Source organism: Actinospica durhamensis, assembly GCF_018139695.1.
In the GTDB taxonomy this organism is placed as follows: domain Bacteria; phylum Actinomycetota; class Actinomycetes; order Streptomycetales; family Catenulisporaceae; genus Actinospica; species Actinospica durhamensis.
Window position 1 is genome coordinate 80,376 of the sequence record NZ_JAGSOG010000003.1, and the last position, 24,747, is coordinate 105,122.

Consider the following 24,747-nt stretch of genomic DNA (forward strand, 5'->3'; position numbering starts at 1 on the left):
ATGTCCGGGGACAGCGTGGCGAACGCGCGCTGCGGACTCCAGCGGGACCGCTCAGATCGGAGATTCCTTCCATACGGCCGGTCTCGCACGATCGATCCGTGCAGACACGGTGCCGCGGACCGCCCTATCCGGTCGAGGACTGAGGGAAATGTGCAGCGGCGGCCGTCGGCATGGCAGAAATCTCCCAATCCCCCGGCCGGTCGGGGACATGTCAAGGGGCGAGGGCCAAGCTGTCGGCGAGGCCGTCGCACGTCGATGCGCCGTCCCCCTTACCCCGTCCCGGCAGGAGACCTCCATGCCCTCTGTTCCCCGTCCCGGCAGCTCGCGCGAGGTCCGCCTCGTGCGCCGGCCGACCGGCCTGCCCGCGGCCACCGACTTCGAGGTCGTGGACGCGGCGCTGCCCGTCCTCGGCGACGGCGACGTGCTGGTGCGCAACCGCTTCTTCCACGTGCACTCCTCGGTCCGGATGCTGATCGCCGGGGGTGTCGAGGGCACGCCGTTCACGCCGCTCAACCCCGGGGACACGCTCGGCAGCGCGGCGGTCGGCGAGGTGGTGGAGGCTCCCGCGAGCTCCGGCCTGCGCGAGGGCGACCTCGTCGCGCACTGGCTGGGCTGGCGGGAGTACGCGGTGCTGCCCGCGGCCGCCTGCCGCCGCCTCGACGGCGACCTGCCGGATCCCGCGGCGTACCTGGCCCAGGGCTGGACCGCCTGGGCGGCGCTGACCTTCGGGGTGGAGCTGCGCCGGGGCGAGACGGTGTTCGTCTCCGGCGGCGCGAGCTCCATCGGCTCGATGGCCGGCCAGATCGCGCGCCTGCTCGGGGCGGGCCGGGTGATCGGCAGCACGAGTTCGGCCGCGAAGGCGCGGCGGATGACGGCGGAGCTCGGCTACGACGCCGTCGTGCTGCGCGGCGCGGAGCCGTTGGAGGAGCAGCTGGCGAAGGCGGCGCCGGACGGTGTCGACGTGCTCTTCGACAACGTGGGCGGCGAGCAGCTGCGCGCGGCCGTGGCCGTGGCGAACGAGGGCGCGCGGTTCGTGCTCATCGGGGCGCTGGCGGGCCAGCTGTCCGAGGACTCGAGCGGGACGACGGCGCCGGTGACGCTCGACCTGTTCCCCGTGCTGTTCAAGAGGATCACCCTGCGCGGCTACAGCGCGGACGACGACGTCGAGCACGAGCCCGCCTGGGACGAGTGCTTCAGCGCCTGGCTGCGCTCGGGCGAGATCGTCTTCGCGCACGATCGGGTGCACGGGATCGAGGCCGGCCCCGCGGCCCTGGCCGATGTCATCGCGGGCCGCCACTTCGGCGCCGTGATCGTCGAGCTCTGACCGCCCGGCCGGAGCACGGCCCCGGCACCCCCACCGGCGTACGCGACCACTGATATCCGCAGTCTGTCCGCATCTTCTCCTCGAGGGGTCTCGACATGCGTGTGCTCCTGTCCACCCTGCCGGCCGCCGGCCATCTGTTCCCCACCCTGCCGATCGGCCGCGCTCTGCGCGAGCGCGGCCACGAGGTCGCGGTGCTCACCGGCGGCGCCATGACGCCGTACATCGAACCGGAGGGCTTCGAGGCACTGCCCGCCGGTCCCAGCCAGTCCGAGCTGATCGCGCAGGTCGCCGCCCGGCACGGCGCCGAGGGCGTGTTCCGGCCGACGGCCGAGGGCTTCGCCGAGATGTTCGGCGGCGCGCGCCTTGACCTGGCCGCCGACCAGGCGCTCGGCGCGGCCCGCGGCTGGCGCCCTGACCTCGTCGTGCACGAGTTCACCGACACCGTGGGGCCGCTGGTCGCCACGGCGCTCGGCGTCCCGCTGGCCACGCACGGGCAGGGCCCCGGCCTGCCGCCGCCGCTGACCGCCGCGCTCAGCCGGATCGCGGCCTCGCGCTACGCCGAGCGCGGCCTGGCGATGCCGCCGACCGGGGCGGCGCTCGGCACGCTCTACATCGACGGTTGCCCGCCGGCCCTGCAGACGCCGGGCTGGCGCAGCCTCGTGCCGAGCACGCCGCTGCGTCCGGAGCCGTACGCGCAGCCGTGGGCCGCCGACGCGGACACACCGGTGTGGCAGGACGACGGCGAGCGGCCGCGGGTCCTGGTCACCTTCGGCACCCGGTTCGGCGACCCCGCCGCGCTCGCGCCGCTGGTCCGGGCCCTGTCCGCACTCGACATCGAGCTCGTACTCACCGTCGCGCCCGGACGGGACGCCGCCGAGTACGAGGTGGATCGCGCCCGGGTCCGGCTGGTCGGCTTCACGCCCAAGGACCGGCTGCTCGCGGGCGTCAGCGCGGTGGTCACCCACGGCGGGCTCGGCAGCGTGATCTCCGCGCTGTGCCACGGGATCCCGCTCGTCGTGCTGCCGCAGGCGGTCGACCAGTTCATGCAGGCGGAGCGGGTGGCCGGCGCGGGCGTCGGCGTGGCGCTGGCGCCGCCGGAGGCCGACGGCGACCGGGTCTCGAAGGCGGTCGACCAGGTGCTGACCGACACCGCGATCCGGGCGGCGGCGCGCGAGGCCGCGGAGCGGATCGCCGAACTGCCCGGGCCCGGGCAGATCGCGCTGCGGCTCGAGGCGTTCGCAGCGCACTGACGGCGCGCGCCGGATCGAACCGGCCGTCACCCGATCGCCCCGAACCGCTTGACGGTTCGGGCGATCGGGGCCGCCTCGATCCGGCGCACCCCGGGTATCGTGCCGATCCGCCTCGAGATCGACTCGTAGAGCCCGTCCTGGTCGCGGTAGGTCACGTACGCCACCAGGTTCGTCCGGCCGGTGGTGGCCGCGGCGAAGCAGACCCCGAAGTCGCCCGAGAGCCGGCGCGCTATCTCGGGCAGCAGCGCCATGTCGGCGTCCATCCACAGCATCGCCCCGGCCCGGTGCCCGAGCACCGCCTCGTCGAGGTAGAGGTCGAACTCGAGGATCCCGGCCGACCGCAGCGCCTCGACCCGGCGGCGCACCGTGGACTCGTCGCGCCCGGTGAGCGCCGCGAGTTGGCGGTAGCTCGCGCGCCCGTCGCGGCCGAGCCAGCCGATGACCTCCAGATCCGCCTCGTCCAGGCGCAGCGGCGCGCCCGGGCGCGGCGCGCCGGGGGCGGGGGCGAACGCCGCGGGGGCGAGCACGGCGATCCGCTCCGGGCTGAGCGCGGCCGAGATCTGGCTCCAGCCGCGCACCCCGCGCCGGTAGACCGACACCAGCGCCTGCGCGGAGATCCGGATGATCGAGCCGCCGGCCGGGCGCCGGCCCAGCAGCGCCTCGGCGTCCAGGCCGCCGTGGGCGACGACCTTGCAGGCGATCTCCGTGCCGCCGGACACGAGCGCGACCCAGCGCACGTCCTTGCGGGCGGCGATCTCGTCGGCCAGCGCCTCCGCGCGCTCGGGCTGGGTGAGCAGCCGCACCATCCATTCCGTGTCCTCGACGGTGCGCAGGCCGTCGGCGCGGGCGAGCACCCGCAGGCCGCCGGCCTCGCGCAGCCGCCGGTAGTGCTGGGTCGCGGTGCGCGCGGTCACCTCGAGCGCCTGGGCGATCCGGCTCAGCGGCGCGCGCCCGTCGACGCAGAGGGCTTGGAGCAGCTGGCGGTCGATCAGGTCGAGCCGACCGACCGCCGGGGCCCGGCGGATGTCTTCCATCGCGCGATCCTTCTGTCAGGCCGCTTCTTCAGCGTGCTGTCCGGAGCGGACCATGAGCGCGCTCGTCGGCAGGCAGAGCGCGGTCAGGGCCGCGGCGAGGACGAAGACGACCTGCACGGCGTGCAGCGCGGTCTCGGGATGCCCGGCCTCGGCAGAAAGGAAGTAGACGCTGCCGAGCACCGCCACGCCGAGGGTCGCGCCGAGCTGCTGGACCGCGTTGAGCAGCCCGGCGGCCGAGCCGATCTCCTGGGGCCGCACCCCGTGCAGCCCGGTGGTGAAGAATGCCGGGCTGAACAGGCCCACGCCGATCCCGACGACGCCGAGCGCCACCGGCAGAGCCCTGGGATACCCCGTCGTGCTCGCCTGGTGGTAGACGGCCAGCGCGGCCAGCAGGCCGACGAGCATGATCACCAGGCCGACCGTGGTGAGCCGGTGGCCGTACCGGCCGACCAGGCGCGCGCCCGCGATCCAGGAGGCGACCCCGAGGCCGACCGACCAGGGCACCAGGGTCAGGCCCGCGGTCAGCACGCCCTCGCCCAGGCCCATCTGGAGTTCGAGCACGATCACCAGGGTCAGGCCGGTGGTGGTGGCGAAGAACAGGGTCGAGGTGAGCAGCGCGGCCGGGAAGGTGCGGTCCCGCAGCAGGCTGACTTCCACCAGCGGGTGGCGCCCGGCCGCCGCGGCACGCCGCTGGTGCAGCGCGAAGACCGCCAGCAGCACCAGGCCGACCGCGACCGCGGCCCAGGCGCCCGCGGACAGCGCGCCGGTGCCGACGGTGATCAGCGGATAGACGATCAGGCCCACCCCGGCCATGGCCAGCAGCGTGCCCACCGGGTCGATCTCCGGCCGGCGCGGCGCCCGGTTCTCCATCAGCGTCGGGGACACGGCGAGCACCAGCAGGCTCAGCGGCACGTTGACCAGGAAGACCGCGCGCCACGAGGTGCCGAACAGGTTCGCGTGGGTCAGCACCGCGCCGAGGATCGGGCCGCTGACCGCGGCGAGCCCCATCACCGGGCCGATGCTGCCCAGCGCCTTGGCCACCTCGGGACCCTTGAACATGGTCTTGATCAGGCCGATGGTCTGCGGGATGATCAGCGCCGCGCCGCAGCCCTGGACCGCGCGCAGCCCGATCAGCACGCCGGCCGAGGGCGCGAGGGCGCAGCCGAGCGAGGCGGTCATGAACACCGCGACGCCGACCCGGAAGATCCGCCGCCGCCCGGCGATGTCGCCGAGCCGCCCGCCGGTCACCAGCAGCAGGGCGAACGGCAGCGTGTAGGCGCTGGAGAACCACTGCACGTCCGCCGCCGAGCCGCCCAGCCTGGCGTGCATCACCGGCGCGGCGACCTGCACGATCGTGGAGTCCAGCAGGTTCATCGCCTCGCCGGTCAGCAGCGCGGCCAAGGCAAGCCAGCGCCAGCGGTATTCTGTGGTGGCCTCGGCCCCCACGGGTGTGGTCGTGGTCATCGCAGTCCTCTCCCTGTTCCGGGGGCGGTCCCGCCGGCCGAGCGGCCGTCGGTTCCCCGGCGCCCCGATACCGAGCATGGCGCCGCCCTGCCCGCGTTTCCATTCAGACCGGTTTGCCTTGTCGAAAACATCCATGCCGACCGCTCTGGGTGCAGATGAATTCCATGAATGCGGGAACTTCGGGCTGACCTCATCCAGCAGAAGCGGGCGGATCGCACACCGGTGCGCCACACGGTGTCGTACGCAAGCGGAGTTCCGGGCCCCGCCGGCCCGCAGGCCCGGCCCGCTCAGCCCTCGCCCCGGCGCGGCATTTTCCATCGCCCGGTCACGATCAATGGAACTATTCTGCGACCACTCCCGGAATCGCTGGAGTCAGCGGACGCTCTTGCGCAGGCTGTGCGGGAAAGGCGGCGCCGCCGCGGGACGCACCCGCCGGCGGCGCGCGCGAAACACGCCGCCCTAGGAGCCGACCCATGCGCAAATGGCTGCCTCTGCTGACGATCTCGCTCAGCACCTTCATGCTCCTGCTCGACGTCACCATCGTGAGCGTCGCACTGCCGACGATGACGAGCGCGCTCAACTCGTCCTTCTCGGCGTTGCAGTGGACCGTCGACCTGTACGTGCTCGTCCTGGCCTCGCTGCTGATGGCCATCGGCTCGGCCTCGGACCTGTGGGGGCGGCGCCGAACCTTCCTCGTGGGCCTGATCGTCTTCGCCGTCTCCTCCCTGGTCTGCGGCCTCGCGCCGGACACCGGCGTGCTCATCGCGGCGCGCGCGGTGCAGGGCGTGGGCGGCTCGGCGATGCTCGCCACCAACGGCGCGCTGATCGGCTCCAACTACTCCGGCAAGGACCGCGGCGTCGCCTTCGGCGTGTGGGGCGCGGTGATGGGCGCGGCCTCCGCGGTCGGCCCCATCCTCGGCGGCCTGCTCACCGAGCACATCAGCTGGCGCTCGATCTTCCTGGTGAACCTGCCGGTGGCCGCGATCGCGATCGTGCTGGGCATGCGGACCCTGAACGAGACCAGGAACCCGAACCGCACCCGCGTGGACCTGCCCGGCACGCTCACCTTCACCGCCGGGGTCACCGCCGTCGTCTACGGCCTGATCGAGGCCGGGGACAAGAGCTGGGGGGACACCGCGACGGTCACCGCTTTCGCCGCCGCGGCCGTGTGCCTGATCGCCTTCGTGCTGGTCGAGCGCTCCCGTCCGAACCCGATGCTGGACCTGTCCCTGTTCCGCCGCCCCTCCTTCTCCGCGCTGATGGCCGGCGGCCTGTTCCTGCACGTCGCCGCGTTCGGCAACCTGATCTACGTCTCGCTGTGGGCGCAGACGGTGCTCGGCATGGACGCGGTGAAGGCGGGCCTTGTGCTCACGCCGCTGGCCGGGCTCGCGTTCGTCACGGCGTGGCTGGCGGGCAAGTACCTCGAGCACCGGGTCAGCCCGCAGCACCTGATCGGCGTCGGGCTGATCCTCGTCGGCGCGGGCGCCGCGGCGAACGCCCGGATCGGTGCGGACTCCTCCTGGACCGTGCTGTTGCCCGGCTTCCTGGTGGCCGGGGTCGGCGTCGGCTTCTCCTCGCCGGTGCTCGCCTCCGCCGCGCTCGGCGCCGCGCCGCCGCAGCGCGCCGGCATGGCCACCGGCGCGATCAACACCTTCCGCCAGCTCGGCTTCGCGCTCGCGGTCCCGGTCTTCGCGACCGTGATCACCGGCGGCACCGAGCACGTGCTGTCCGACAGCGGGCTCTTCCCCGACGCGTCGGCGGCCTCGACCCAGCTGACGGCGGGTCAGGCCGGGCGCCTGGTCGCGGCCGCGCCGTCGGCCGGCCGCGCCGCGGTGGCGCACGCGCTGCACGACGCGTACGCGACCGGCCTGCAGCGCGTCTTCCTGATCAGCGCCGTGATCGGCGTACTGGCCGGGGTCGGGGTGCTCGCGCTCGTGCGCAACCCGGCCGAGGCCCCCGTGCCCGCGTCCGCGCCGGCCCGGGCCGTGGCCCCGTCCTCCGAATGAGCACAGGAATATCCGAACCATTCCATCGAAGCACCGGACCGGGCGGCCGCGAGCGTGCGGCGCCCGTCCGCCCCAGGAAGCGAGGATGCCGATCGTGACGAACTCCCCCTCCCCGGCCGCGGCGCCGGACCACGCCGCCGCGGGCGGCCTGCGCTGTTTCCCGCTTTTGTTCGTCCGCAAGGTGGCCGCGGTCGCCGAGTTCTACGAAGGGCTCGGATTCACCCGCCACGCGCAGAACCCGCCCACCGGCGAGCCGCACTACGTCGGCCTGCGCCGCGACCAGGCCGAACTCGCCGTGGTGAACGGCACCTGGCCCCAGGAGCAGTACGGCGTGGAGGCGGGCGCGGCCCCCACGGCGGCGATGTTCGTGTTCGTCGACGACGTGGACGCCGTGCTGGAGCGGCTGCGGAGCGAGGGCACCACCGTGCTGCGCGAACCGGTGAACATGCCGTGGGGCGAGCGGATCGCGCACGTGACCGACCCCGAGGGCGGCGCCGTCGCACTGGCCTCACCCATCCCGGCGGCGCACGCGGCGGGCTGAAGCACTCGAGCACGAGCACAGGCACAGGAGCGGCCGACGACCAGGGAGGGTGGGGTCGTCGGCCGCTCCTGTCTCGTGGTGGCTAGTGAGCCCCGCCGCGCGCCGTGCGGCCGCGGCGGCCGCCGATCAGCACCCGGAGCACGAAACCGGGCGTCAGCAGGGCGAACGGCGGCGCCAGCAGGGAACTGACCTGCACGAAGCGCCGGGTCACCTTGGGGTCGTGCTCGGCCGCGCACAGGATCCTGGCGATGTACGCGTTGACCATCCGCACCGCGGCCGGGCGCGGGCCCGGCACCTCGGGCAGCGCCAGATCGCCGCCCGCGGCCATCCGCCAGGCGACCTCGATGCGGCGCGAGGCGGCGCGGAAGAAGCGCGGGGCGAGCCGGTCGGTGCCGCGGGCCAGGGCGCCGCGCAGCACGGTGGCCTGCAGGGCCGCGACCGACATGCCCTGGCCGTAGACGGGGTTGAAGCTGCAGATGGCGTCGCCGAACACGAGCAGGCCCTCGGGGAAGCGGGGCAGCCGGTCGTAGCGGCGGCGCACGCTCGCCGGATACCGGTGCGCCACCAGTCCGTCGAGCGGTTCGGCCGCCTCGATCGCGGCGTACACGTCCGGCGGCACCACGCCGCGGATGAACTCGAGGAAGGGCTCGCGCTCGGTCGGCGGGTGGTGTCCGGCGTAGCCGATCATCGTCAGCACCCAGCGACCGCCCTCCTGTTCCAGGAAGTTGATACCGGTCGGCCGGCCCGGCTCGGCGCCGATGATCACCACCTTGCGCCGGCCCAGCGCGCCCGGCGCCAGGCGCAGATGCTGGGTGACGTACTTGATGTCGACCGAGACCCGCTCCTCGGCGGGCCGCGGGTAACCCATCTCGTCGAGCCACGCGGCCGAGCGACCGGCCCGGCCGGTGGCGTCCACCACCAGGTCCGCGGCGAGCAGGCTCTCGTCCGTCTCGCCGCGGCGTACGACGCGGGCGCCGACGACGCGCGAGGCGTCGTCGGTGTACTGCACGCCGACCGCCTCGCACTCGTCCAGGAACTCGATCTGCGGGAACGCGCGCAGCCTGGCCCGGGTGTGGCCCTCGAGGTACGGCCGGCTCGGCTGGTAGACCGGCGTGGGGTTGGCGTACGCGCCGTGATCGAGCCGGTGCCCGGCGGGCGCGAGGTGGATCTCGGCCCCGTCGCGCAGCACCGGCACGCCGTCCGCGGCGAACTCCTCGAGCATGCCGGGGAACAGTTCGTCCAGCACGCGCACGCCGGAGGACAGCAGCCCGTGGGCGTGCCTGCCCTGGGGTACGCCGCGTCGGTCGCGCCCGTCCGGGTCGAGCGGATCGCGCTCGACCACGGTCACCCGGTCGAAGTGCTCGGCCAGTACGCGCGCGGCCAGCAGGCCGCTCATACTCGCGCCGAGGACGACGGCGTGGCGGCCGAGGCCGGGCGGGGCCGGGTCGAAGGGCTCGGCGCGTCGCGCGGTCAACGAGCCGGGGTCAGCGGTGTCGGTCATCGTGTCTCTCCCGTCGAGCGTGCAGTCGGCAGCAGGCCCGGCGCGCGGGCCGGCGATGCGGCAGGTGGGACGGGCGCGGATCCGCCGTCCCGCGCCGGGCGACCGACGGCGCCGGCACCGTCGGTCGCACGACGCGGGAGAGCGCCCGGGGCGGCCGTCGGCGGTGGCTCGGCCGACGGACGGACGGGGCGCGGCCGCGGCCGCAGGGCCGGGCCCGGTGTGGCTCAGCATGACCGCGGGCCGCGGCGGCTTCCAGCGACCGGCCGGATATCGCAGATTCCTTCCATCGGGGGCGCGAAGCGCGAAGGATTCCGGCCGCGGCGGCGGGATCGGGCGCCACGGCGCGGTGCCCGAGAGCGATGTGTGCGCGCACGGCCCCGCAACCGCTTCTTTCCTGCGCGCGCCGCGCCGGGCGTGGAAGAAAACCCCCATTCGCCCGCCGCGCCCTCCCGCCGGCGCCGTCCGGTGCCGCATCCTGGCCGCGGGGCGCTCGTGCCCGCACGGTGACCATCGCTCCCCCGAAGACAAGGAGTGCAGCATGCCGTCAGCCGACCTGGGCATCCTGGACCTTCCGCACGGAGCACGCCCCGACCCGGACGAGTTCATCCGCGCCGCGATGCGCTGGCACTTCGATCCGCAGACCGGCTCGCCGTTCTGGCTCGAGCTCGCGCCCGGACTCGGCTTCGACCCGCTCAGCGACGTCAAGACGCTGGCCGACCTGAGCCTGTTCCCGGACGTCGCGGGCCGGATGCGCGACGTGCGTATACGTGATCTGATCCCACAGGGCTACGGTTCGCGGCCGCCGATCGCGGGCGTGTTCGAGAGCGGCGGCACCACCGGCGGCCCGAAGCGGGTGGTCGTGCTCGAGGACTGGTTCGAACGCCTGCTGGCGTGGAGCGACGCGAACCTCGACGCGCACGGCTTCGGCTGCGGGACGGACTGGCTCGGCCTCGTACCGACCGGGCCGCACTTCGTCGGCGAGTTCTTCCGGCGCTCCGCGGCGCGGCGCGGCGGGCTCGCGTTCGCGGTGGACCTGGACCCGCGCTGGGTCAAGAAGCTGATCGCCTCCGGCCGCGGCGCGGACGCCGGCGGCTACGCCGAGCACCTGATCGCGCAGGCCGTGGACGTGCTGCGGACCCAGCAGATCGGCGTGCTGGCGGTCACTCCCCCGCTGATGGAGCGGCTCGCCGCGGACGAAGAACTGGCCGTGCTGATCGACGAGCGGGTCGGCGGGATCCGCTGGGGCGGCACGCAGATGGACCCGGATTCCCGGGCGATGTACCGGGCCGAGGTCTTCCCGAACGTGGCGCTGTGCGGGAACTACGGCAGCACCATGATGCTCGGAGTGGCCGGCGAGCGTCCGGGCCTGGGCGAACAGGATCCGTGCGTGTTCGAGCCGCTCGCGCCCTGGGTGACCTTCTCGGTCGTGGATCCGCAGACCCGGCTGCCGGTGGCCTACGGCGAGCGCGGCCGGGTCGTGGTCAGCCACGTCAGCCGCTCGTTCCTGCTGCCGAACAGCCTGGAGCGCGATCTGGCCACCCGGATCCGGCCGCACGAGGACTTCCCGGGCGGCGACTGGGTCGCGGACATCGCGCCGGTGGCGGTCTTCGAGGACGAACGCGTCATCGAGGGGGTCTACTGATGGCCGCCCCGCCGCCCGGCTCGGGCGAGCCCTACGTCGTTCCCGCGCTCGGCGCCTGCGGTTCCTACCGTGCCAGGGTCCGGATTCCGGTCGCCGACGTGGCCGGCCGGACGCTGGCGGAGCTCAGCCAGGTCCCGCCGCTCTTCGTGGACCGGTCGCTGCGCGCCCAGCGCCGCGCCGAGCCGGTGCCGGCCGAGGAGCGCGCGGCGCTGTTCGCACGGGCCGCGGAGCTGTTCGCCACGGGCGAGCCGGACGGCTGGACGGTGCAGCGGTATCAGCACCATGTCAGCCGGGTGGGCGGCCTGCCCATCGCCGAGGTCCGCGCGTCCACGGCCGCCGTCGCCCGCCGGCTGACCGCGGTGGCGGACTCGGCCGGACGGGCGCGGCCGGTCGGCACGCTCGAGGCGGCCGACACCGGAGCGGCGTTGCGTACGCCGGGCCCCGGCCTGGCCGAGGGCCGCGCGGTGTGGGCGCGGCGGGGCGAGCTGTTCGCCGTGCACGCCGCGGGAAACCACCCGGGTACGCACACCTACTGGCCCGAGGCGCTGGCGCTCGGCTACCGGGTCGCGGTGCGTCCCTCCAGCCGCGACCCGTTCACCCCCTTCCGCCTGATCAGCGCCCTGCGCGCGGCCGGCCTGCCGGACGCGCTGGCGACGCTGCTGCCGACCGCCCACGAGCACGCCGAGACCCTGCTGCGCGGGGCCGACCTGGCCATGGTCTACGGCGGCGAGGAGGTCGCCCGGCGCTACGGCGGCGATGCCGGGGTCCTGATCCAGGGGCCCGGGCGCTCGAAGATCCTGGTCACCGCGGACTGCGACTGGCGCGAGCACCTGGACGTGATCGCCGGCTCGGTCGCGGACCACGCCGGCACCGGCTGCGTCAACGCCACCGCGGTGTTCGTCGAGGGCGATGCCGCAGCGCTCTGCGAAGCCCTGGCCGAGCGGCTCGCCGCCCTGCCGAGCCTGCCGCCCGAGGACGACAAGGCCGTGCTGCCGGTGCAGCCGGCCGCCTCGGCCCGGGCCGTCGCCGCGCACCTGGAGCGCACCGCGCGCAACGCCCGGCCCTGGCTCGGCGCCGACACGGTCGTCGACGAGCTCGGCGACGGCAGCGCGGTCCTGCGCCCTGCGGTGCACCAGGTCGAGGACCCCGGCGACCCGGCGCTGCGCACCGAACTGCCCTTCCCCTGCGTCTGGGTCGCTCCGTGGACCAGGGACGCGGGCCTCGCCCCGCTGCGCGAGTCCCTGGTGCTCACGGCGCTGACCCGGGACTCAGCGCTGGCCGCACGGCTGCTGGACGAGCCGTCGATCGCGAACCTGTACATCGGTCCGTACCCCACGCACCTGATCGCACCCGGCCTGCCGCACGACGGATTCCTGGGCGAATTCCTGATGCGGAGCAAGTCGACGCGCATATCCAACATGTGAACTCCGGGTTTAATCGCATGCGGCCGCAAACGACAGAGTACGGCTCCACCTTTCGAAGCAAGGGTTAATTCCGCATTACCACCGGAGCGGCCCACCCCGCCCCGCGCGACCGGAGCCTTGTGAAGTTTTCTCAGGATGCATACACGGAGTTTCCACGTTCCCGCAAGGGTCTCAACGGCTCTCGGCGGGGCGTGCGCGGCGCGCGGCGGCGCGTTGGGCCGGCGCGTCCGCCGGGCCGGAGGCCTTGAGCGTCTGGAGCACCGGGGCGGTCTCCATCGTGTGGATAGCCGGCAGCGAGCCGAGCCGGTGCGCGAGATATTGGTGCAGGTCGGCCGGATCCGAGCACAGGGCGTTGGCCACCAGGTTGCGCGGCCCGGTGGTCGCGGCCACGAACGCGAGCTCCTCGTGCTCGGCCAGGGTGGTGGCCACGCTGTGCAGGTGGGCCGGGGCGACCGACATCCACAGCAGCGCCTGGGTCGGCGCGCCGAGCAGCGCCGGATCGATCTCCACGTCGAAGAACACCGTGCCGCGGGCCTGCAGGTCCTCCAGCCGCCTGGCCACGGTGACCGGCGCGAGGCCGGTGACGGCGGCCAGTTCGGCGTGGCTGGCGCGCCCGTCCCGCTGCAGCGCCACCAGCAGCTCGTGGTCGGTGGCGGAGAGCGTGTACGTCTGCTGCGAGGACGCCGCCTGCGGTTTCGCGCCGTCCTCCGGCTGCTCGATCATGCGCACCTGCTCCTCGCTCAGGCTGCTGTAGGAGCCGCGCCAGTAGCGGGGTCCGCCCAGGTAGGTGTGCAGCAGGCAGTGCGCGGAGACCGCCGTGATCGAGGAGGTGCGCGGGATGTCGCGCAGCAGCAGCGAGTGCTCCCCCGGGTTGGTCGAGGTGTTGATGATCGTGGTGATCTCGGTCCCGCCGGAGGTCAGCTTGACCCAGGAGGTGTCCGGCCGGCGCACCAGGGCGCGCGCGAGGTCCTGCGCGGTGTGCGGGCTGGTGGTCAGCCGTACCAGCCACTGCGCCTGCCCGGCCCGGTGCGCGTCCACGACCCCGACGACCCGCAGCGCCACCTCGGCCCGCAGCCGCTGATAGCGGCGCGCGACGGTCTGCGGCGAGACGTCGAGCGCGGTCGCGATCCGGTTGAACGGTGCGCGACCGTCGACACGCAGGGCATGAACCAAAGCCCTGTCCAGGTCGTCGAGCATGAGTGCCTCCTGCATTCGAACGCGAGTCCGTGGAATTTTCGAGACTTCACGACACTATATGTGGCCCAACCAGGATTCTGATGGCAGGATTCGGCACGAGCGGAAAACGGTAATCGCCGCCGAGGGGGCCCGCACGAAGACGGGCTGGGCGGCTTCGGCGATTTCCCGAGCCTCAGGCGTCACGGCATGTGCACCGCGCACGAAAACGCACCGTCCGTTCCGGGCCCATCGCCGTGCCCGACCCACCGCACCACCGCGCCGCGGGCGATCCCGTGCGCCGCGTTCAGCGACACACCGCGCACCGACCGCACCGTCCGGAGCTGCGCGCCCACGCGTCGAGTAGGGAGTGATCATGGCTGATTTGAAGGCCCCTGCCAAGGGGGTCGGGCACACCGCGATCTTCATAGCCTGGGTGCGGCACATGGAGAGCCTGCGCGAGGACGCGCTCTTCCGCGACCCGCTGGCCGCGGCCATGATGACCACGCTGGCGGAGGACCCGGCGCTGTCCGAGGTCGCCGAGGTGGTGGACGCCACCCACACCAGCGCCCGCGGATTCCCGGAGTACTTCGCGGTGCGCACACGGTTCTTCGACGACGAGCTGCGCGACGCGATGGACCGCGGCATCCGCCAGGTGGTGACCCTGGCGGCCGGACTCGACGCCCGCACGGTCCGGCTGCCGTGCCCGGACGGCACGGTCTGGTACGAGCTCGACCTGCCGGAGATGACCGAGTTCAAGACCGGCCTGATCGCGCGCGCCGAGCTGCTCCCCACGTGCGCACGGCGCGCGGTGGCCGCCGACCTGACCGAACCGTGGTCCCAGGCGCTGCTCGCGGCCGGCTTCGACCCCGAACTGCCCACGGCCTGGCTGGTCGAGGGGCTGCTGATGTATCTGGAGCCGGCCGACGGCGACGCGCTGCTCGCCCGCCTCAGTGCCCTGTCCGCCCCGGACAGCACGCTCGCCCTCGAGCACCTGCAGGCCGCGATGCTCGGCGACGAGGGCGCCCCGGTGCGCGCCCGGGTCGAGGAGCAGGGCGCGTCCTGGCTCGCGGCCCGCGACGACCTGGGGCCGTGGCTGGCCCGCCACGGCTGGCACGCGGACGTCTTCGCCGGCGACGACCCGCGGATCGGCTACGGCCGCTCGGTCGCGCCGCTGCCCGCGTGCTGGCTGGTCGGCGCCCGGCGCAGCCGGACGGCCGGCTGACCCGCACCGCCCCCGGTACCGGAAAGTCGAGAAGGGATACAGCACCATGACAACGATCGCGGAAGCGCCGGCCGAGCCCGGCACCCTGGTCCCCGCCCGTACCGAGCTGCTGGAGCGGGCCCGCGCGCTGCGGGAGCCACTGTGGCGCGACGCCGCGGAGTGCGACCGGCTGCGCCGGCTCACCGACGCCTCGTTCGACGCGCTCACCGGAGCCGGGCTGACCCGGCTGATGACCCCGCGCCGCTTCGGCGGCTACGAGGCCGACATGCGCACCTTCCTGGACGTCACCTCCGAGCTCGGCCGCGGCTGCTGCTCGACCGCGTGGCTGGCCGGCGTGCTCAACGCGGGCAACTTCGTCGCCTCGCTCTTCCCCGAGCAGGCGCAACGCGAGGTGTGGCAGGACGACCCGGGGGCGAGCGCCGCGCTGGTGCTCGGCGCGCCGGTGGCCCAGGTCGAGGACGCCGAGGGCGGCCTGGTGGTGACCGGGCGCTGGGCCTACGCCTCCGGCGTGCTGCACGCCGACTGGGTTAGTGTGCTGATACCGCGAGGCCTGGACGGGCCCGGGTTCGCCGTGCACCTGGCCCTGCTGCCGGTCGCGCAGACCACCGTCGAGGACACCTGGCACTTCGCCGGCATGCGCGGCACCGGCAGCAACACCGTGGTGGCCGAGCGCCTGTTCGTGCCCGCGCACCGGGTGCTGCCGTTCATGCCGGTGGTCAGCGGGGAGACCGACTCCTTCGCCGACGCCTCGCACCGCTACCGCAACAGCCTGATGGGCCTGTTCTCCATCGGCCTGCTCGGCGCCCAGCTCGGCGGCGCGGCGCGCGCGCTGGACTACGTGCTCGAGCAGGCCCCGAGCCGGCCGGTGGCCGCCTCCACCTACCGGGACCAGACCCAGTCGCCCACCTTCCAGCTCGACGTGGCCGAGGCCGCGACGCTGGTCGACAGCGCCCTGCTGCTGGCCGGACGACTCGCCGACACCGTCGACGAGCACGCCGCGGCGGGCACCAACCCGGACCTGGTCCGCCGCGCCCGGGCCCGGATGGACTCCACCCGGGTCGCCGAGTACTGCCGCGAGGCGCTCAGTGTGCTGATGACCGCGTACGGCTCCTCGGCCTTCAACGACGCCAACCCGCTGCAGCGGCTGTGGCGCGACGTCAACGTCGCCTCCCGGCACGCCGGGTTCGGCATGGGTGTGCCGCAGCAGCTCTACGGCCGCGCCCTGGCCGGGATGGACCCGCGGGAGATCAGCTACCTGGTCTGACCCCGCGCACCGCAGCACACGACGGCGGCCGCCGCGCCCGCACCGGGCGCGGGCCGGGCCGGCGCGCCCCGCCGCGCCCGCACGCCGCCGCATCCGCCCGACGGCACCGTGAGACAGCACCCGAATTCCCCCGAAAGAGGACTGCCATGACCGATGCGCTGATCGGAACCGAGAAGGACACCGCGGACACCTGGGTCGAGGACGCCGACCGGCGCGCCCACAACCGCGCGATCGTGGAGACCTACATGAACACCCGCGGCCAGGACCGGCTGCGCCGGCACCTGCTGTTCACCGAGGACGGGATCGGCGGCCTGTGGACCACCGAGACCGGCGAGCCGATCGCCATCCGCGGCCGCGACCGCCTCGGCGAGCACGCGGTCTGGTCGCTGCGCTGCTTCCCGGACTGGGCCTGGTTCAACATCGAGGTCTTCGACACCCAGGACCCCGACCGCTTCTGGGTGGAGTGCGAGGGCGAGGGCGCCATCGTCTACCCCGGCTACCCGGTCGGCCACTACCACAACCACTTCATCCACGCGTTCGAGTTCGAGGACGGGCGGATCAAGCGGCAGCGCGAGTTCATGAACCCCTGCCGGCAGTTTCGCGCTCTCGGCATCCCGGTCCCCCAGGTGCGCCGGGAGGGCATCCCCACCTGAACGACGCGGCCGCTGCGCCGCGGCGTCCGCCCGTCCACTCACTGGAGAATCATCGTGGGACATACCGTTGCCGACCTCGTCGCCGACGTGGAAACCGCCAAGGCGCACCAGCAGCCCGACTGGCCCGACCCGGCCCAGGTCCAGTGGGTGCGCTCGGTCCTGGCCGCCCGCCCGCCGCTGGTCGCGCTGGAGGACGTGCGCACCCTGCGCACCCTGCTCGCGCGGGTGGCCGCCGGCGAGGCCGACCTGCTGCAGTGCGGGGACTGCGCCGAGGACCCGGACGACTGCACGCCGGAACGCGTCTGGCGCAAGTCCGCCGTGCTCGACGTGCTCGCCGGCACGCTCAAGATGGCCGACCACCGGCCGGTGGTGCGGGTCGGGCGGATCGGCGGGCAGTTCGCCAAACCCCGCTCCCAGCCGGTGGAACGGGTCGACGGCCACGAGCTGCCCGTCTTCCGCGGCCACATGGTCAACGGGCCCGAGCCCGACCCGGACAGCCGCCGCGCCGACCCGCTGCGCATCCTCACCGGCTACATGGCGGCGCGCGACATCGTCGAACACCTCGGCTGGCCCGGGCCGGCCGCGCGGGCCGGCGCCCCGGTGGAGCCGCCGGTCTGGACGAGCCACGAAGCCCTGCTGATCGACTACGAACTCCCGATGGTGCGCGACCTCGGCGCCGGCCGCCGCTGGCTCGGCTCCACCCACTTCCCGTGGATCGGCGAGCGCACCCGCCAGCTCGACGGCGCGCACGTCGCGCTGCTGGCCGGCGTGTGCAACCCGATCGCCTGCAAGGTCGGCCCCTCGATGACGGCCGAGGAGATCGTGGAGCTGTGCCGGCGCCTCGACGCCCGGCACGAGCCCGGCCGGCTGACGCTGATCGCGCGCATGGGCGCGGGACTGGTCGCGGACCGGCTCCCGGCCCTGGTCGAGGCGGTGCGCGGAGCCGGACACCCGGTGATCTGGCTGTGCGATCCCATGCACGGCAACACGGTCACGACCCCGCGCGGCACCAAGACCCGGCTGCTCGGCACGGTGCGCGAGGAGATCCGCGCGTTCCGCCGGGCGGTGGCGGCCGGCGGCGGAGTGGCCGGCGGGCTGCACCTGGAGACCACACCCGACCCGGTCACCGAGTGCGTCGAGTACCTCGAACACCTCGACGAGCCCGGGGCCTGCTCGACCAGCCTGTGCGATCCGCGGCTCAACCCCGACCAGGCCGCCTCGGTGGTCTCGGTATGGGCCGAGCCGGTCCCGCGGCGCGCCGAGACTCCGCTGCTCGCCCACTGACCCACGCCCTCTGCCCGAGAGGAATCCGTCGATGCCCATACCCAGCATCGCGTCCTATCCCCTGCCCACCCGCGCCGGCCTGCCCGCGGCCAAGGTCCCGTGGACTCCCGATCCCAGTCGGGCGGTCCTGCTGGTGCACGACATGCAGGGCTACTTCGTCAACACCCTGCCGGAGCCCCTGCGCGGCGAGCTGCTGCACAACGCCGCGACCCTGCGCAAGCGCTGCGCCGAGCTCGGCGTTCCGGTGGCGTACACGGCACAGCCCGGCCGCATGACACCCGAGGAGCGCGGCCTGCTGGTGGACTTCTGGGGTCCCGGTATGCGCACCCTGCCGCAGGACCGGCTCATCGTGCCCGAACTCGCCCCGGCCCAGGACGACTGGCTGCTGACCAAGTGGCGCTACAGCGCGTTCGCCCGCTCCGACCTGGGCGAGCGGATGGCCGCGGCCGGCCGCGACCAGATCGTGCTGTGCGGCGTCTATGCGCACATCGGCGTGCTGGCCACCGCGCTCGACGCGCTCGCCCGCGACACCCAGGCGTTCCTGGTCGCCGATGCCGTCGGCGACTTCTCAGAGTCCTACCACGCCATGGCCGTGGAGTACGCGGCGGAGCGCTGCGCCCGGGTACTGACCGCCGAGGAGGTGTTCGCATGAGCCGCCCGGCCGAGCCGGACGCGCTCGAGCGGATCCTCGGCCCGCACCCGCCCGCGTTCGCCCTCCTCTACCGCCCCGACCGTGAGCGCACCCTCGTCGACGTCGTGGTCGGCCGGATGAGCTCCCCGGCGAGCCTGGAGGAGACCCCGCTGCCCGAGGACCTCGCCGCGAGCGGCCGGCCGGAGATCGACACGCTGCTGGTCATCCCCTACCGCCAGCTCGCCGAACGCGGCTTCGCGGCCCCCGACGACGGCGCCGCGCTGCTGGCGCTGACGGTGGACGCGCACGAGACGATGCCCCTGGCCGAGCTGCTGAACCGGATTCCCGAGGTCGTGGCCGAGGTGAACGGCGGCGAGTTCGACCTCGACGACGAGCAGTACGCCGAGATCGTGCGCCGGGTGATCGCGGACGAGATCGGCACCGGCGAGGGCGCCAACTTCGTGATCAAGCGCAGCTTCACCGCCGAGATCGCGCACTACGGCGTCCCGCACGCGCTGGCCCTCTACCGCCGGCTGCTCGAGCGCGAACGCGGCGCGTACTGGACCTTCATCATCCACACCGGCGAGCGCACCTTCGTCGGCGCCTCGCCGGAGCGGCACATCACCGTCCAGGACGGACACGCGGTGATGAACCCGATCAGCGGCACCTACCGGTACCCGCCGTCCGGCCCGACCGTCGAGGGCGTGACCGAGTTCCTGGCCGACCGCAAGGAGACCGACGAGCTCTACATGGTCGTCGACGAGGAACTCAAGATGATGGCGGGGGTCTGCGAGAACGGCGGCCGGGTGGACGGACCGTATCTCAAGGAAATGACACGGCTGGCGCACACCGAGTACTTCATCGAGGGCGAGACCACCCGGGACGTGCGCGAGGTCCTGCGCGAGACGATGTTCGCCCCCACCGTCACCGGCAGCCCGCTGGAGAGCGCCGCCCGGGTCATCGCCCGGTACGAGCCGCACGGGCGCGGCTACTACAGCGGGGTCGCTGCGCTGATCGGGCGCGGACCGAACGGCCGGCGCAGCCTCGACTCCGCGATCCTGATCCGCACGGCCGACATCGACGCCACGGGCGCGCTGCGGCTCGGGGTCGGCGCCACTCTGGTGCGCCACTCCGACCCGTACGGCGAGGTGGCCGAGACCCGGGCCAAGGCGGCCGGCCTGCTGGACGCGCTGACCGCGGGCCGCGGCGCGCGCCTGGGCGCACATCCCGACGTGCGCGCGGCGCTGGCCTCGCGCAATCGCGGCATCGCGCGGTTCTGGCTGCGCGACGGCGCCGCCGGGCCGGGCGCGCCGCGGCTGGACGATCTCAGTGTCCTGGTCGTCGATGCCGAGGACACGTTCACCGCGATGGTCGGCGCGCAGCTGCGCTCGCTCGGCGCGCAGGTGACGGTGCGCCGGTTCGACGAGCCGCACAGCCTCTCCCGCCACGACGCCGTGGTGATGGGCCCGGGCCCGGGCGATCCGCGGGCGTTGGCGGAGCCGAAGATCGCGCACCTGCACCGGGCCGTGGACGAGCTGCTCGAGCGGCGGCTGCCCTTCGTCGCCGTCTGTCTGAGCCACCAGGTGCTCAGCCTGCGGCTCGGCCTCGAACTCGCCCGCCGCGACGTGCCCAACCAGGGCGTGGCCCGGGAGATCGACCTGTTCGGCACGCGCGAGCGGGTCGGGTTCTACAACACCTTCTCCGCACGCTGCGGCCAGGACAAGTGGGACGCCCCGGGGATCGGCCCGATCGAGGTCTGCCGGGAGGAGCCCACCGGCGAGGTGCACGCGCTGCGCGGGCCCGGCTTCGCCTCGATGCAGTTCCATGCGGAGTCCGTGCTCACCGTCGACGGGCCGCGCATCCTCGCCCAGGCGGTCCGGGGAGCGCTGACCCGATGACCGACCGACCCGACGCCGACGCCGACTCCTGCCCCGTGCGGGTCGACGTGACCTGGTGGGACATGCCGGAGCTGGACGAGGACCTGGCGGGGCTGCGCTCCGACCTGGCCCAGGACGGGCAGGTGTGGAGCAAGGTGCCCGGCCTGCGCGCCAAGCTGTGGATCGTCGACCGCGAACACGGCCGCTGGGGCGCGGTGATGATCTGGGACGCGCCGCGTCCGCCGATCGAGCAGCTCCCGCCCAACCGTGCCCTCGAACTGATCGGCAGGCCGCCCGCGGTGCGTGCCTCCTTCGACGTCGAACACGCGGTGGACGGCGACGTCACCCCGCCGAGGAGTGAGCCCTGATGCACCATTACATGGTCGTGGACGCGTTCTCCCGCCGCCCGCTCGAGGGCAACCCGGTCGCGGTCTTCTTCGACTGCGCCGATCTCGACACCGCGCTGATGCAGCGCATCGCCGCCGAGATGCACCTGTCCGAGGTCACCTTCGTGCTGCCGCCCACCGAGGGCGGCGACGTCAGGATCCGGATCTTCACGCCCGTCAACGAGCTGCCGTTCGCCGGACACCCGATGCTCGGCACCGCGCTGGCCCTGAGCAGGACGCTGAACGCGGACCGGCTCGAGGTCGAGACGGCGATGGGCGTGATCCCGGTGGAGATCGTCGAGCAGAGCGGCGCCGCCATGGTGCGCATGCGCCAGCCGGTGCCGGTCTGGCAGCCGTACGAGCATGCCGAGCAGCTGCTCGCCGCGCTCGGCGCGCCGGGTTCGATCGCGCCGGTGGAGATCTACCGCAACGGCCCGCGCCACGTGCTGGTGGGCTTGGACAGCGTGGCCCGGCTCGCCGCGCTGCAGCCGGACCACCGCGCGCTGCGCGAGTTCCCCGACATGGCGGCCAACTGCTTCGCCGGCAGCGGCACCAGCTGGCGCAACCGCATGTTCTCCCCGGCCTACGGGGTGGTGGAGGACGCCGCCACCGGCTCGGCCGCCGGGCCGCTGGCCATCCACACCGCGCGGCACGGGCTGGCCTCCTACGGACAGGATCTCAGCATCATGCAAGGCGTGGAGATGGGCCGGCCCGCGCTCATGCGCGCGATCGCGCACGGCGAGGGCGAGCAGGTCGAGGCGGTCTACGTCGGCGGCCACGCCGTGATCGTGGCGCACGGCACGCTCCTGGTCTGACCCGCCGCCAGGCCGAGTACCCGACCGCGGCCGCCCGGCCCGAGAACCCCAGCGGAAGGCACCTGTCACCGATGTCCACCACCAGCAGATTCGAGTCCCTGACCGGCCAGGTCGACCTCGACTTCCCGGAGTACGACGCGCCGCCGCCCGAACCGCTCGGCCTGCTGCACTCCTGGCTCGCCGCGGCCGCCGAGGCCGGCGTGCGCGAACCGCGGGCGCTCGCCCTGGCCACTGCGGACGCCCGGGGCCACGCGTCGAACCGGATCGTGGCGATCTCGGCTGTGACCGAGCGCGGGCTGCTGTTCCTGAGCCACACCACCAGCCTCAAGGGCCGCCAGCTGGCCGAGACCGGCTGGGCTTCCGGCCTGCTCTACTGGCGCGAGACCGGCCGGCAGGTGATCGTGTCAGGGCCCTGCCGCCCGGTGCGCGCCGAGGAGGCCGACCGGCTCTGGTTCGCCCGCCCGATCCCGATGCACGCGATGTCCACCGCCTCCCGGCAGAGCGACCCGCTCGAGGACGTCGAGGGTCTGCGGACCGAGGCGAACCGGCTGGAAGACCTCGGCGTCGCGCTGGAGCGGCCGCCGCGGTTCACCGGCTACTTCCTGGAGCCGGCCCAGGTGGAGTTCTGGAGCGCCGCGGCCGACCGGCTGCACCGGCGCCTGCGCTACGACCTCGTCGACGGCCGCTGGCAGGCCGGCCGGCTCCAGCCCTAGCCACATCCGCTCGGCCGCGGCCGCCGCCTGCGGCCGCCTGAGAATGAGGGGATTGATGATCGCATGGACGCCAAGGCGTTCACCGCCGCGATGGCCCGGGTCCCGGGTGCCGTGACGGTCGTGACCACCGTCGACGGCGCGGGCCGGCGCTGGGGTTTCACCTCGAGCTCGTTCTGCTCCGTCTCGCTCGACCCGCCGCTGGTCCTGGTGTGCCTGGGCAAGAAGGCCAGCACGCACCCGGCGTTCGCCGCCGCCCGGCACTTCATGGTCAACGTGCTGACCGAGGACCAGGCGCTGGTGGCGCAGCGCTTCGCCACCTCGGGCATCGACCGGTTCGCCGCCGGCGACATGCAGGCCTGCGAGCTTGGCCTGCCCGGCCTGCCCGCACCCTGCGCGCGGGTGGCCTGCGCGGCGCGCTCGCTGGTCGACGCCGGCGATCACAGCATCCTGATCGGCGAGGTCGAGGCCGTGCACGTCGGCCCGCACACCCCGCTGGTCTATGTCGACCGCGCGTACACGTGCCCGCTCTCCGTCGGGGACGGCGCGGTCCTGGCCGGTGTCACCGCACGACCGAAGTAATCCATCCGGCTCCGCATTCGTGGAGATGCGGGCGCCGCACGACCGGTACAACGATTCGTGAGCAGGGGCGCCCGCTCACCGTCCCGTTCCGCCTAGGAGGAGAACGATGCCCGCATCCGCCCCCGAGCCCGACACCGGCGCCGTCAACGCCGCGGTCGTCTACTACAGCCTCACCGGCAATGTCAGGGCCCTGGCCGAGGCCGCCGCGGAGGGCGCGGCCAAGGCGGGTGCCGAGGTGCGCCTGCTGTCGGTGGGCGAGGCGACCAACGACGACCTGGTCTGGGCCGACGCCGTGCTGTTCGGCACGCCCACCCGCTACGGGTCGATGGCGGCACAGCTCAAGGAGTTCATCGACGAGACCGGCCCGCTGTGGAAGGCCGGGCGGCTGGCCGGACGGGTCTACGGCGCGTTCGTCTCCACCGCCAGCGCGCACGGCGGCCAGGAGTCCACGCTGCTGAGCCTGATGACCGTGTTCTGCCACTGGGGCGGGATCATCGTGCCGCCCGGCTTCACCGCCCCGATCCAGTTCGCCTCGGGCAACCCGTACGGCACCTCGCACGTGTCGGCGAAGGGTTCCCGGCCGGGCGACGTGGAGTTGGACGCCGCCCGCTACCAGGCGCGGCGCGTCGTCGAGGTGGCCGCCGCGCTCAAGGCCGGCGGCGCCGGCGCGGCCGGCTGACCATTCACTGAGGAGAGAGACATGGACGCACGCCTGTTCACCTCGGAGTCCGTGACCGAGGGACACCCCGACAAGATCGCGGATCAGATCTCGGACACGATCCTGGACGCGCTGCTCACCCAGGACCCGGACTCGCGGGTCGCGGTCGAGACGCTGATCACCACCGGCCAGGTGCACGTGGCCGGCGAGGTCACCACCTCAGGCTGGGCGGACATCCCGGCGCTGGTGCGCGAGCGGATCCTGGAGATCGGCTACGACTCCTCGAAGAAGGGCTTCGACGGCGCCTCCTGCGGCGTGTCGATCTCGATCGGTTCGCAGTCCCCGGACATCGCCCGGGGTGTGGACGCGGCCTACGAGGCGCGGGTGGAGGGCGAGCGGGACGAGCTCGACCGGCAGGGCGCGGGCGACCAGGGCCTGATGTTCGGCTACGCCTGCTCCGACACGCCCGAGCTGATGCCGCTGCCGATCGCGCTCGCGCACCGGCTGGCCCAGCGCCTGACGTCGGTGCGCAAGGACGGCACGATCGCGTATCTGCGGCCGGACGGCAAGACGCAGGTCACCATCGAGTACGACGGCGACAAGCCGGTGCGCTTGGACACCGTGGTCGTCTCCACCCAGCACGCCGCCGACATCGACCTGGACACGCTGCTGGCGCCAGACATCCGCGAGTTCGTGGTGGAGCCGGAACTGGCACAGCTGGAGCTCGACACCGAGGGCTACCGCCTGCTGGTGAATCCGACCGGGCGGTTCGAGATCGGCGGCCCGATGGGCGACGCCGGGCTGACCGGGCGCAAGATCATCGTCGACACCTACGGCGGCATGGCCCGCCACGGCGGCGGCGCGTTCTCCGGCAAGGACCCGTCGAAGGTGGACCGCTCCGCCGCGTACGCGATGCGCTGGGTGGCCAAGAACGTCGTCGCGGCCGGCCTCGCGGGCCGGTGCGAGGTGCAGGTGGCGTACGCGATCGGCAAGGCCGAGCCGGTGGGCCTGTTCGTCGAGACCTTCGGCACCGAGACCGTGCCGGTCGAGCAGATCCAGGCGGCCCTGACCAAGGTCTTCGACCTGCGCCCGGCCGCGATCATCCGCGACCTCGACCTGAAGCGGCCGATCTACGCCAAGACCGCCGCGTACGGCCACTTCGGCCGCGAGCTGCCGGAGTTCACCTGGGAGCGCACCGACCGGATCGAGGCGCTGCGCGACGGAGCCGGAGCCTGACCGACCGCCGGCTCCGCGCCGGATCAGAGCCCTGCGTACGCACCCTCACCCGCCGCCCGCCCCCGAC

General features: G+C 73.6%; 22 protein-coding genes. 18 read left to right on the forward strand and 4 right to left on the reverse strand.

Annotated features, from left to right (window positions below):
- Positions 1–295 precede the first annotated feature (295 nt).
- Both KDL01_RS01350 and KDL01_RS01355 read left to right on the forward strand, forming a co-directional pair.
- A complete protein-coding gene (locus KDL01_RS01350; protein WP_212526416.1) occupies positions 296–1,324 on the forward strand; it encodes an MDR family NADP-dependent oxidoreductase in 1,029 nt (342 codons plus the stop codon).
- A 95-nt stretch (positions 1,325–1,419) separates the two neighbouring features.
- Positions 1,420–2,574 (forward strand): glycosyltransferase, encoded by a 1,155-nt coding sequence (locus KDL01_RS01355; RefSeq protein WP_212526417.1) that lies wholly within the window; start codon positions 1,420–1,422, stop codon positions 2,572–2,574.
- Positions 2,575–2,600: 26 nt separating this feature from the next.
- Here KDL01_RS01355 and KDL01_RS01360 read toward each other — a convergent pair whose 3' ends face one another.
- Both KDL01_RS01360 and KDL01_RS01365 read right to left on the reverse strand, forming a co-directional pair.
- On the reverse strand, positions 2,601–3,608 hold the full coding sequence (locus KDL01_RS01360; protein WP_212526419.1) for an Lrp/AsnC family transcriptional regulator: 1,008 nt from the start codon (positions 3,606–3,608) through the stop codon (positions 2,601–2,603).
- A gap of 15 nt (positions 3,609–3,623) precedes the next feature.
- Complete coding sequence (locus KDL01_RS01365; RefSeq protein WP_212526420.1) at positions 3,624–5,072, reverse strand: MFS transporter; 1,449 nt, start codon at positions 5,070–5,072, stop codon at positions 3,624–3,626.
- A gap of 473 nt (positions 5,073–5,545) precedes the next feature.
- On the opposite strand from KDL01_RS01365, the gene KDL01_RS01370 reads away from it, so the two are divergent.
- Positions 5,546–7,078: an MFS transporter gene (locus KDL01_RS01370; RefSeq protein WP_212526421.1), complete on the forward strand. Its 1,533-nt coding sequence runs from the start codon at positions 5,546–5,548 to the stop codon at positions 7,076–7,078.
- A gap of 94 nt (positions 7,079–7,172) precedes the next feature.
- A complete protein-coding gene (locus KDL01_RS01375) occupies positions 7,173–7,619 on the forward strand; it encodes a VOC family protein (protein ID WP_212526422.1) in 447 nt (148 codons plus the stop codon).
- Between the two features lie 82 nt (positions 7,620–7,701).
- Here the strand turns inward: KDL01_RS01375 and KDL01_RS01380 are convergent, their stop codons facing one another.
- Positions 7,702–9,120 carry an FAD-dependent oxidoreductase gene (locus tag KDL01_RS01380; protein ID WP_212526423.1) on the reverse strand — a complete coding sequence of 473 codons (1,419 nt, stop codon included), beginning with the start codon at positions 9,118–9,120 and terminating at the stop codon, positions 7,702–7,704.
- 538 nt (positions 9,121–9,658) lie between these two features.
- On the opposite strand from KDL01_RS01380, the gene KDL01_RS01385 reads away from it, so the two are divergent.
- Positions 9,659–10,762 (forward strand): phenylacetate--CoA ligase family protein, encoded by a 1,104-nt coding sequence (locus KDL01_RS01385; protein WP_212526424.1) that lies wholly within the window; start codon positions 9,659–9,661, stop codon positions 10,760–10,762.
- The gene (locus tag KDL01_RS01390) at positions 10,762–12,186 is read left to right on the forward strand and encodes an aldehyde dehydrogenase family protein (RefSeq protein WP_212526426.1); all 1,425 of its coding nucleotides are present in this window, start codon (positions 10,762–10,764) and stop codon (positions 12,184–12,186) included. Before KDL01_RS01385 ends, KDL01_RS01390 begins: the two co-directional genes overlap by 1 nt.
- Positions 12,187–12,357: 171 nt before the next feature.
- Here the strand turns inward: KDL01_RS01390 and KDL01_RS01395 are convergent, their stop codons facing one another.
- Complete coding sequence (locus KDL01_RS01395; protein ID WP_212526427.1) at positions 12,358–13,383, reverse strand: Lrp/AsnC family transcriptional regulator; 1,026 nt, start codon at positions 13,381–13,383, stop codon at positions 12,358–12,360.
- 352 nt (positions 13,384–13,735) lie between these two features.
- Here KDL01_RS01395 and KDL01_RS01400 point away from each other — a divergent pair, with 352 nt between their 5' ends.
- The 12 genes from KDL01_RS01400 to metK all read left to right on the forward strand — a co-directional run bounded on the left by KDL01_RS01400 (position 13,736) and on the right by metK (position 24,680).
- Positions 13,736–14,584 carry an SAM-dependent methyltransferase gene (locus KDL01_RS01400; protein ID WP_212526428.1) on the forward strand — a complete coding sequence of 283 codons (849 nt, stop codon included), beginning with the start codon at positions 13,736–13,738 and terminating at the stop codon, positions 14,582–14,584.
- A gap of 46 nt (positions 14,585–14,630) precedes the next feature.
- A complete protein-coding gene (locus KDL01_RS01405; RefSeq protein ID WP_212526429.1) occupies positions 14,631–15,848 on the forward strand; it encodes an acyl-CoA dehydrogenase family protein in 1,218 nt (405 codons plus the stop codon).
- 146 nt (positions 15,849–15,994) lie between these two features.
- Positions 15,995–16,501, forward strand: coding sequence for a PhzA/PhzB family protein (locus tag KDL01_RS01410; RefSeq protein WP_212526431.1), 507 nt, complete (start codon positions 15,995–15,997; stop codon positions 16,499–16,501).
- Positions 16,502–16,555: 54 nt separating this feature from the next.
- Entirely contained in the window at positions 16,556–17,785 is a 1,230-nt protein-coding gene (locus KDL01_RS01415) for a 3-deoxy-7-phosphoheptulonate synthase (protein WP_307846010.1), read from the forward strand.
- Between the two features lie 31 nt (positions 17,786–17,816).
- Entirely contained in the window at positions 17,817–18,437 is a 621-nt protein-coding gene (locus tag KDL01_RS01420; protein ID WP_212526432.1) for an isochorismatase family protein, read from the forward strand.
- On the forward strand, positions 18,434–20,314 hold the full coding sequence (locus tag KDL01_RS01425; RefSeq protein WP_212526433.1) for an anthranilate synthase family protein: 1,881 nt from the start codon (positions 18,434–18,436) through the stop codon (positions 20,312–20,314). The genes KDL01_RS01420 and KDL01_RS01425 overlap by 4 nt, the downstream gene beginning before the upstream one ends.
- Positions 20,311–20,661, forward strand: a complete 351-nt coding sequence (locus tag KDL01_RS01430) for a hypothetical protein (RefSeq protein WP_212526434.1) — start codon at positions 20,311–20,313, stop codon at positions 20,659–20,661. The genes KDL01_RS01425 and KDL01_RS01430 overlap by 4 nt, the downstream gene beginning before the upstream one ends.
- A complete protein-coding gene (locus KDL01_RS01435) occupies positions 20,661–21,494 on the forward strand; it encodes a PhzF family phenazine biosynthesis protein (protein WP_212526435.1) in 834 nt (277 codons plus the stop codon). Before KDL01_RS01430 ends, KDL01_RS01435 begins: the two co-directional genes overlap by 1 nt.
- 71 nt (positions 21,495–21,565) lie before the next feature.
- On the forward strand, positions 21,566–22,207 hold the full coding sequence (gene phzG / locus KDL01_RS01440; RefSeq protein WP_212526436.1) for a phenazine biosynthesis FMN-dependent oxidase PhzG: 642 nt from the start codon (positions 21,566–21,568) through the stop codon (positions 22,205–22,207).
- A gap of 63 nt (positions 22,208–22,270) precedes the next feature.
- Positions 22,271–22,786 carry a flavin reductase family protein gene (locus tag KDL01_RS01445; RefSeq protein WP_212526437.1) on the forward strand — a complete coding sequence of 172 codons (516 nt, stop codon included), beginning with the start codon at positions 22,271–22,273 and terminating at the stop codon, positions 22,784–22,786.
- A 106-nt stretch (positions 22,787–22,892) separates the two neighbouring features.
- Complete coding sequence (locus tag KDL01_RS01450) at positions 22,893–23,465, forward strand: NAD(P)H-dependent oxidoreductase (RefSeq protein ID WP_212526438.1); 573 nt, start codon at positions 22,893–22,895, stop codon at positions 23,463–23,465.
- Between the two features lie 21 nt (positions 23,466–23,486).
- Positions 23,487–24,680: a methionine adenosyltransferase gene (gene metK, locus KDL01_RS01455; RefSeq protein ID WP_212526439.1), complete on the forward strand. Its 1,194-nt coding sequence runs from the start codon at positions 23,487–23,489 to the stop codon at positions 24,678–24,680.
- Positions 24,681–24,747 lie beyond the last annotated feature (67 nt).

Bases quoted from the DNA above. Each gene is read 5' to 3' on its own strand.
- KDL01_RS01405 (WP_212526429.1), top strand. From the start codon at position 14,631: ATGACAACGATCGCGGAAGCGCCGGCCGAGCCCGGCACCCTGGTCCCC.
- KDL01_RS01450 (WP_212526438.1), top strand. From the start codon at position 22,893: ATGCCCGCATCCGCCCCCGAGCCCGACACCGGCGCCGTCAACGCCGCG.
- KDL01_RS01410 (WP_212526431.1), top strand. From the start codon at position 15,995: ATGACCGATGCGCTGATCGGAACCGAGAAGGACACCGCGGACACCTGG.
- KDL01_RS01445 (WP_212526437.1), top strand. From the start codon at position 22,271: ATGGACGCCAAGGCGTTCACCGCCGCGATGGCCCGGGTCCCGGGTGCC.
- KDL01_RS01395 (WP_212526427.1), bottom strand. From the start codon at position 13,383: ATGCTCGACGACCTGGACAGGGCTTTGGTTCATGCCCTGCGTGTCGAC.
- KDL01_RS01360 (WP_212526419.1), bottom strand. From the start codon at position 3,608: ATGGAAGACATCCGCCGGGCCCCGGCGGTCGGTCGGCTCGACCTGATC.
- KDL01_RS01435 (WP_212526435.1), top strand. From the start codon at position 20,661: ATGCACCATTACATGGTCGTGGACGCGTTCTCCCGCCGCCCGCTCGAG.
- KDL01_RS01355 (WP_212526417.1), top strand. From the start codon at position 1,420: ATGCGTGTGCTCCTGTCCACCCTGCCGGCCGCCGGCCATCTGTTCCCC.
- KDL01_RS01390 (WP_212526426.1), top strand. From the start codon at position 10,762: ATGGCCGCCCCGCCGCCCGGCTCGGGCGAGCCCTACGTCGTTCCCGCG.
- KDL01_RS01365 (WP_212526420.1), bottom strand. From the start codon at position 5,072: ATGACCACGACCACACCCGTGGGGGCCGAGGCCACCACAGAATACCGC.
- KDL01_RS01370 (WP_212526421.1), top strand. From the start codon at position 5,546: ATGCGCAAATGGCTGCCTCTGCTGACGATCTCGCTCAGCACCTTCATG.
- KDL01_RS01380 (WP_212526423.1), bottom strand. From the start codon at position 9,120: ATGACCGACACCGCTGACCCCGGCTCGTTGACCGCGCGACGCGCCGAG.
- phzG (WP_212526436.1), top strand. From the start codon at position 21,566: ATGTCCACCACCAGCAGATTCGAGTCCCTGACCGGCCAGGTCGACCTC.
- KDL01_RS01350 (WP_212526416.1), top strand. From the start codon at position 296: ATGCCCTCTGTTCCCCGTCCCGGCAGCTCGCGCGAGGTCCGCCTCGTG.
- KDL01_RS01430 (WP_212526434.1), top strand. From the start codon at position 20,311: ATGACCGACCGACCCGACGCCGACGCCGACTCCTGCCCCGTGCGGGTC.
- KDL01_RS01425 (WP_212526433.1), top strand. From the start codon at position 18,434: ATGAGCCGCCCGGCCGAGCCGGACGCGCTCGAGCGGATCCTCGGCCCG.
- KDL01_RS01385 (WP_212526424.1), top strand. From the start codon at position 9,659: ATGCCGTCAGCCGACCTGGGCATCCTGGACCTTCCGCACGGAGCACGC.
- metK (WP_212526439.1), top strand. From the start codon at position 23,487: ATGGACGCACGCCTGTTCACCTCGGAGTCCGTGACCGAGGGACACCCC.
- KDL01_RS01420 (WP_212526432.1), top strand. From the start codon at position 17,817: ATGCCCATACCCAGCATCGCGTCCTATCCCCTGCCCACCCGCGCCGGC.
- KDL01_RS01400 (WP_212526428.1), top strand. From the start codon at position 13,736: ATGGCTGATTTGAAGGCCCCTGCCAAGGGGGTCGGGCACACCGCGATC.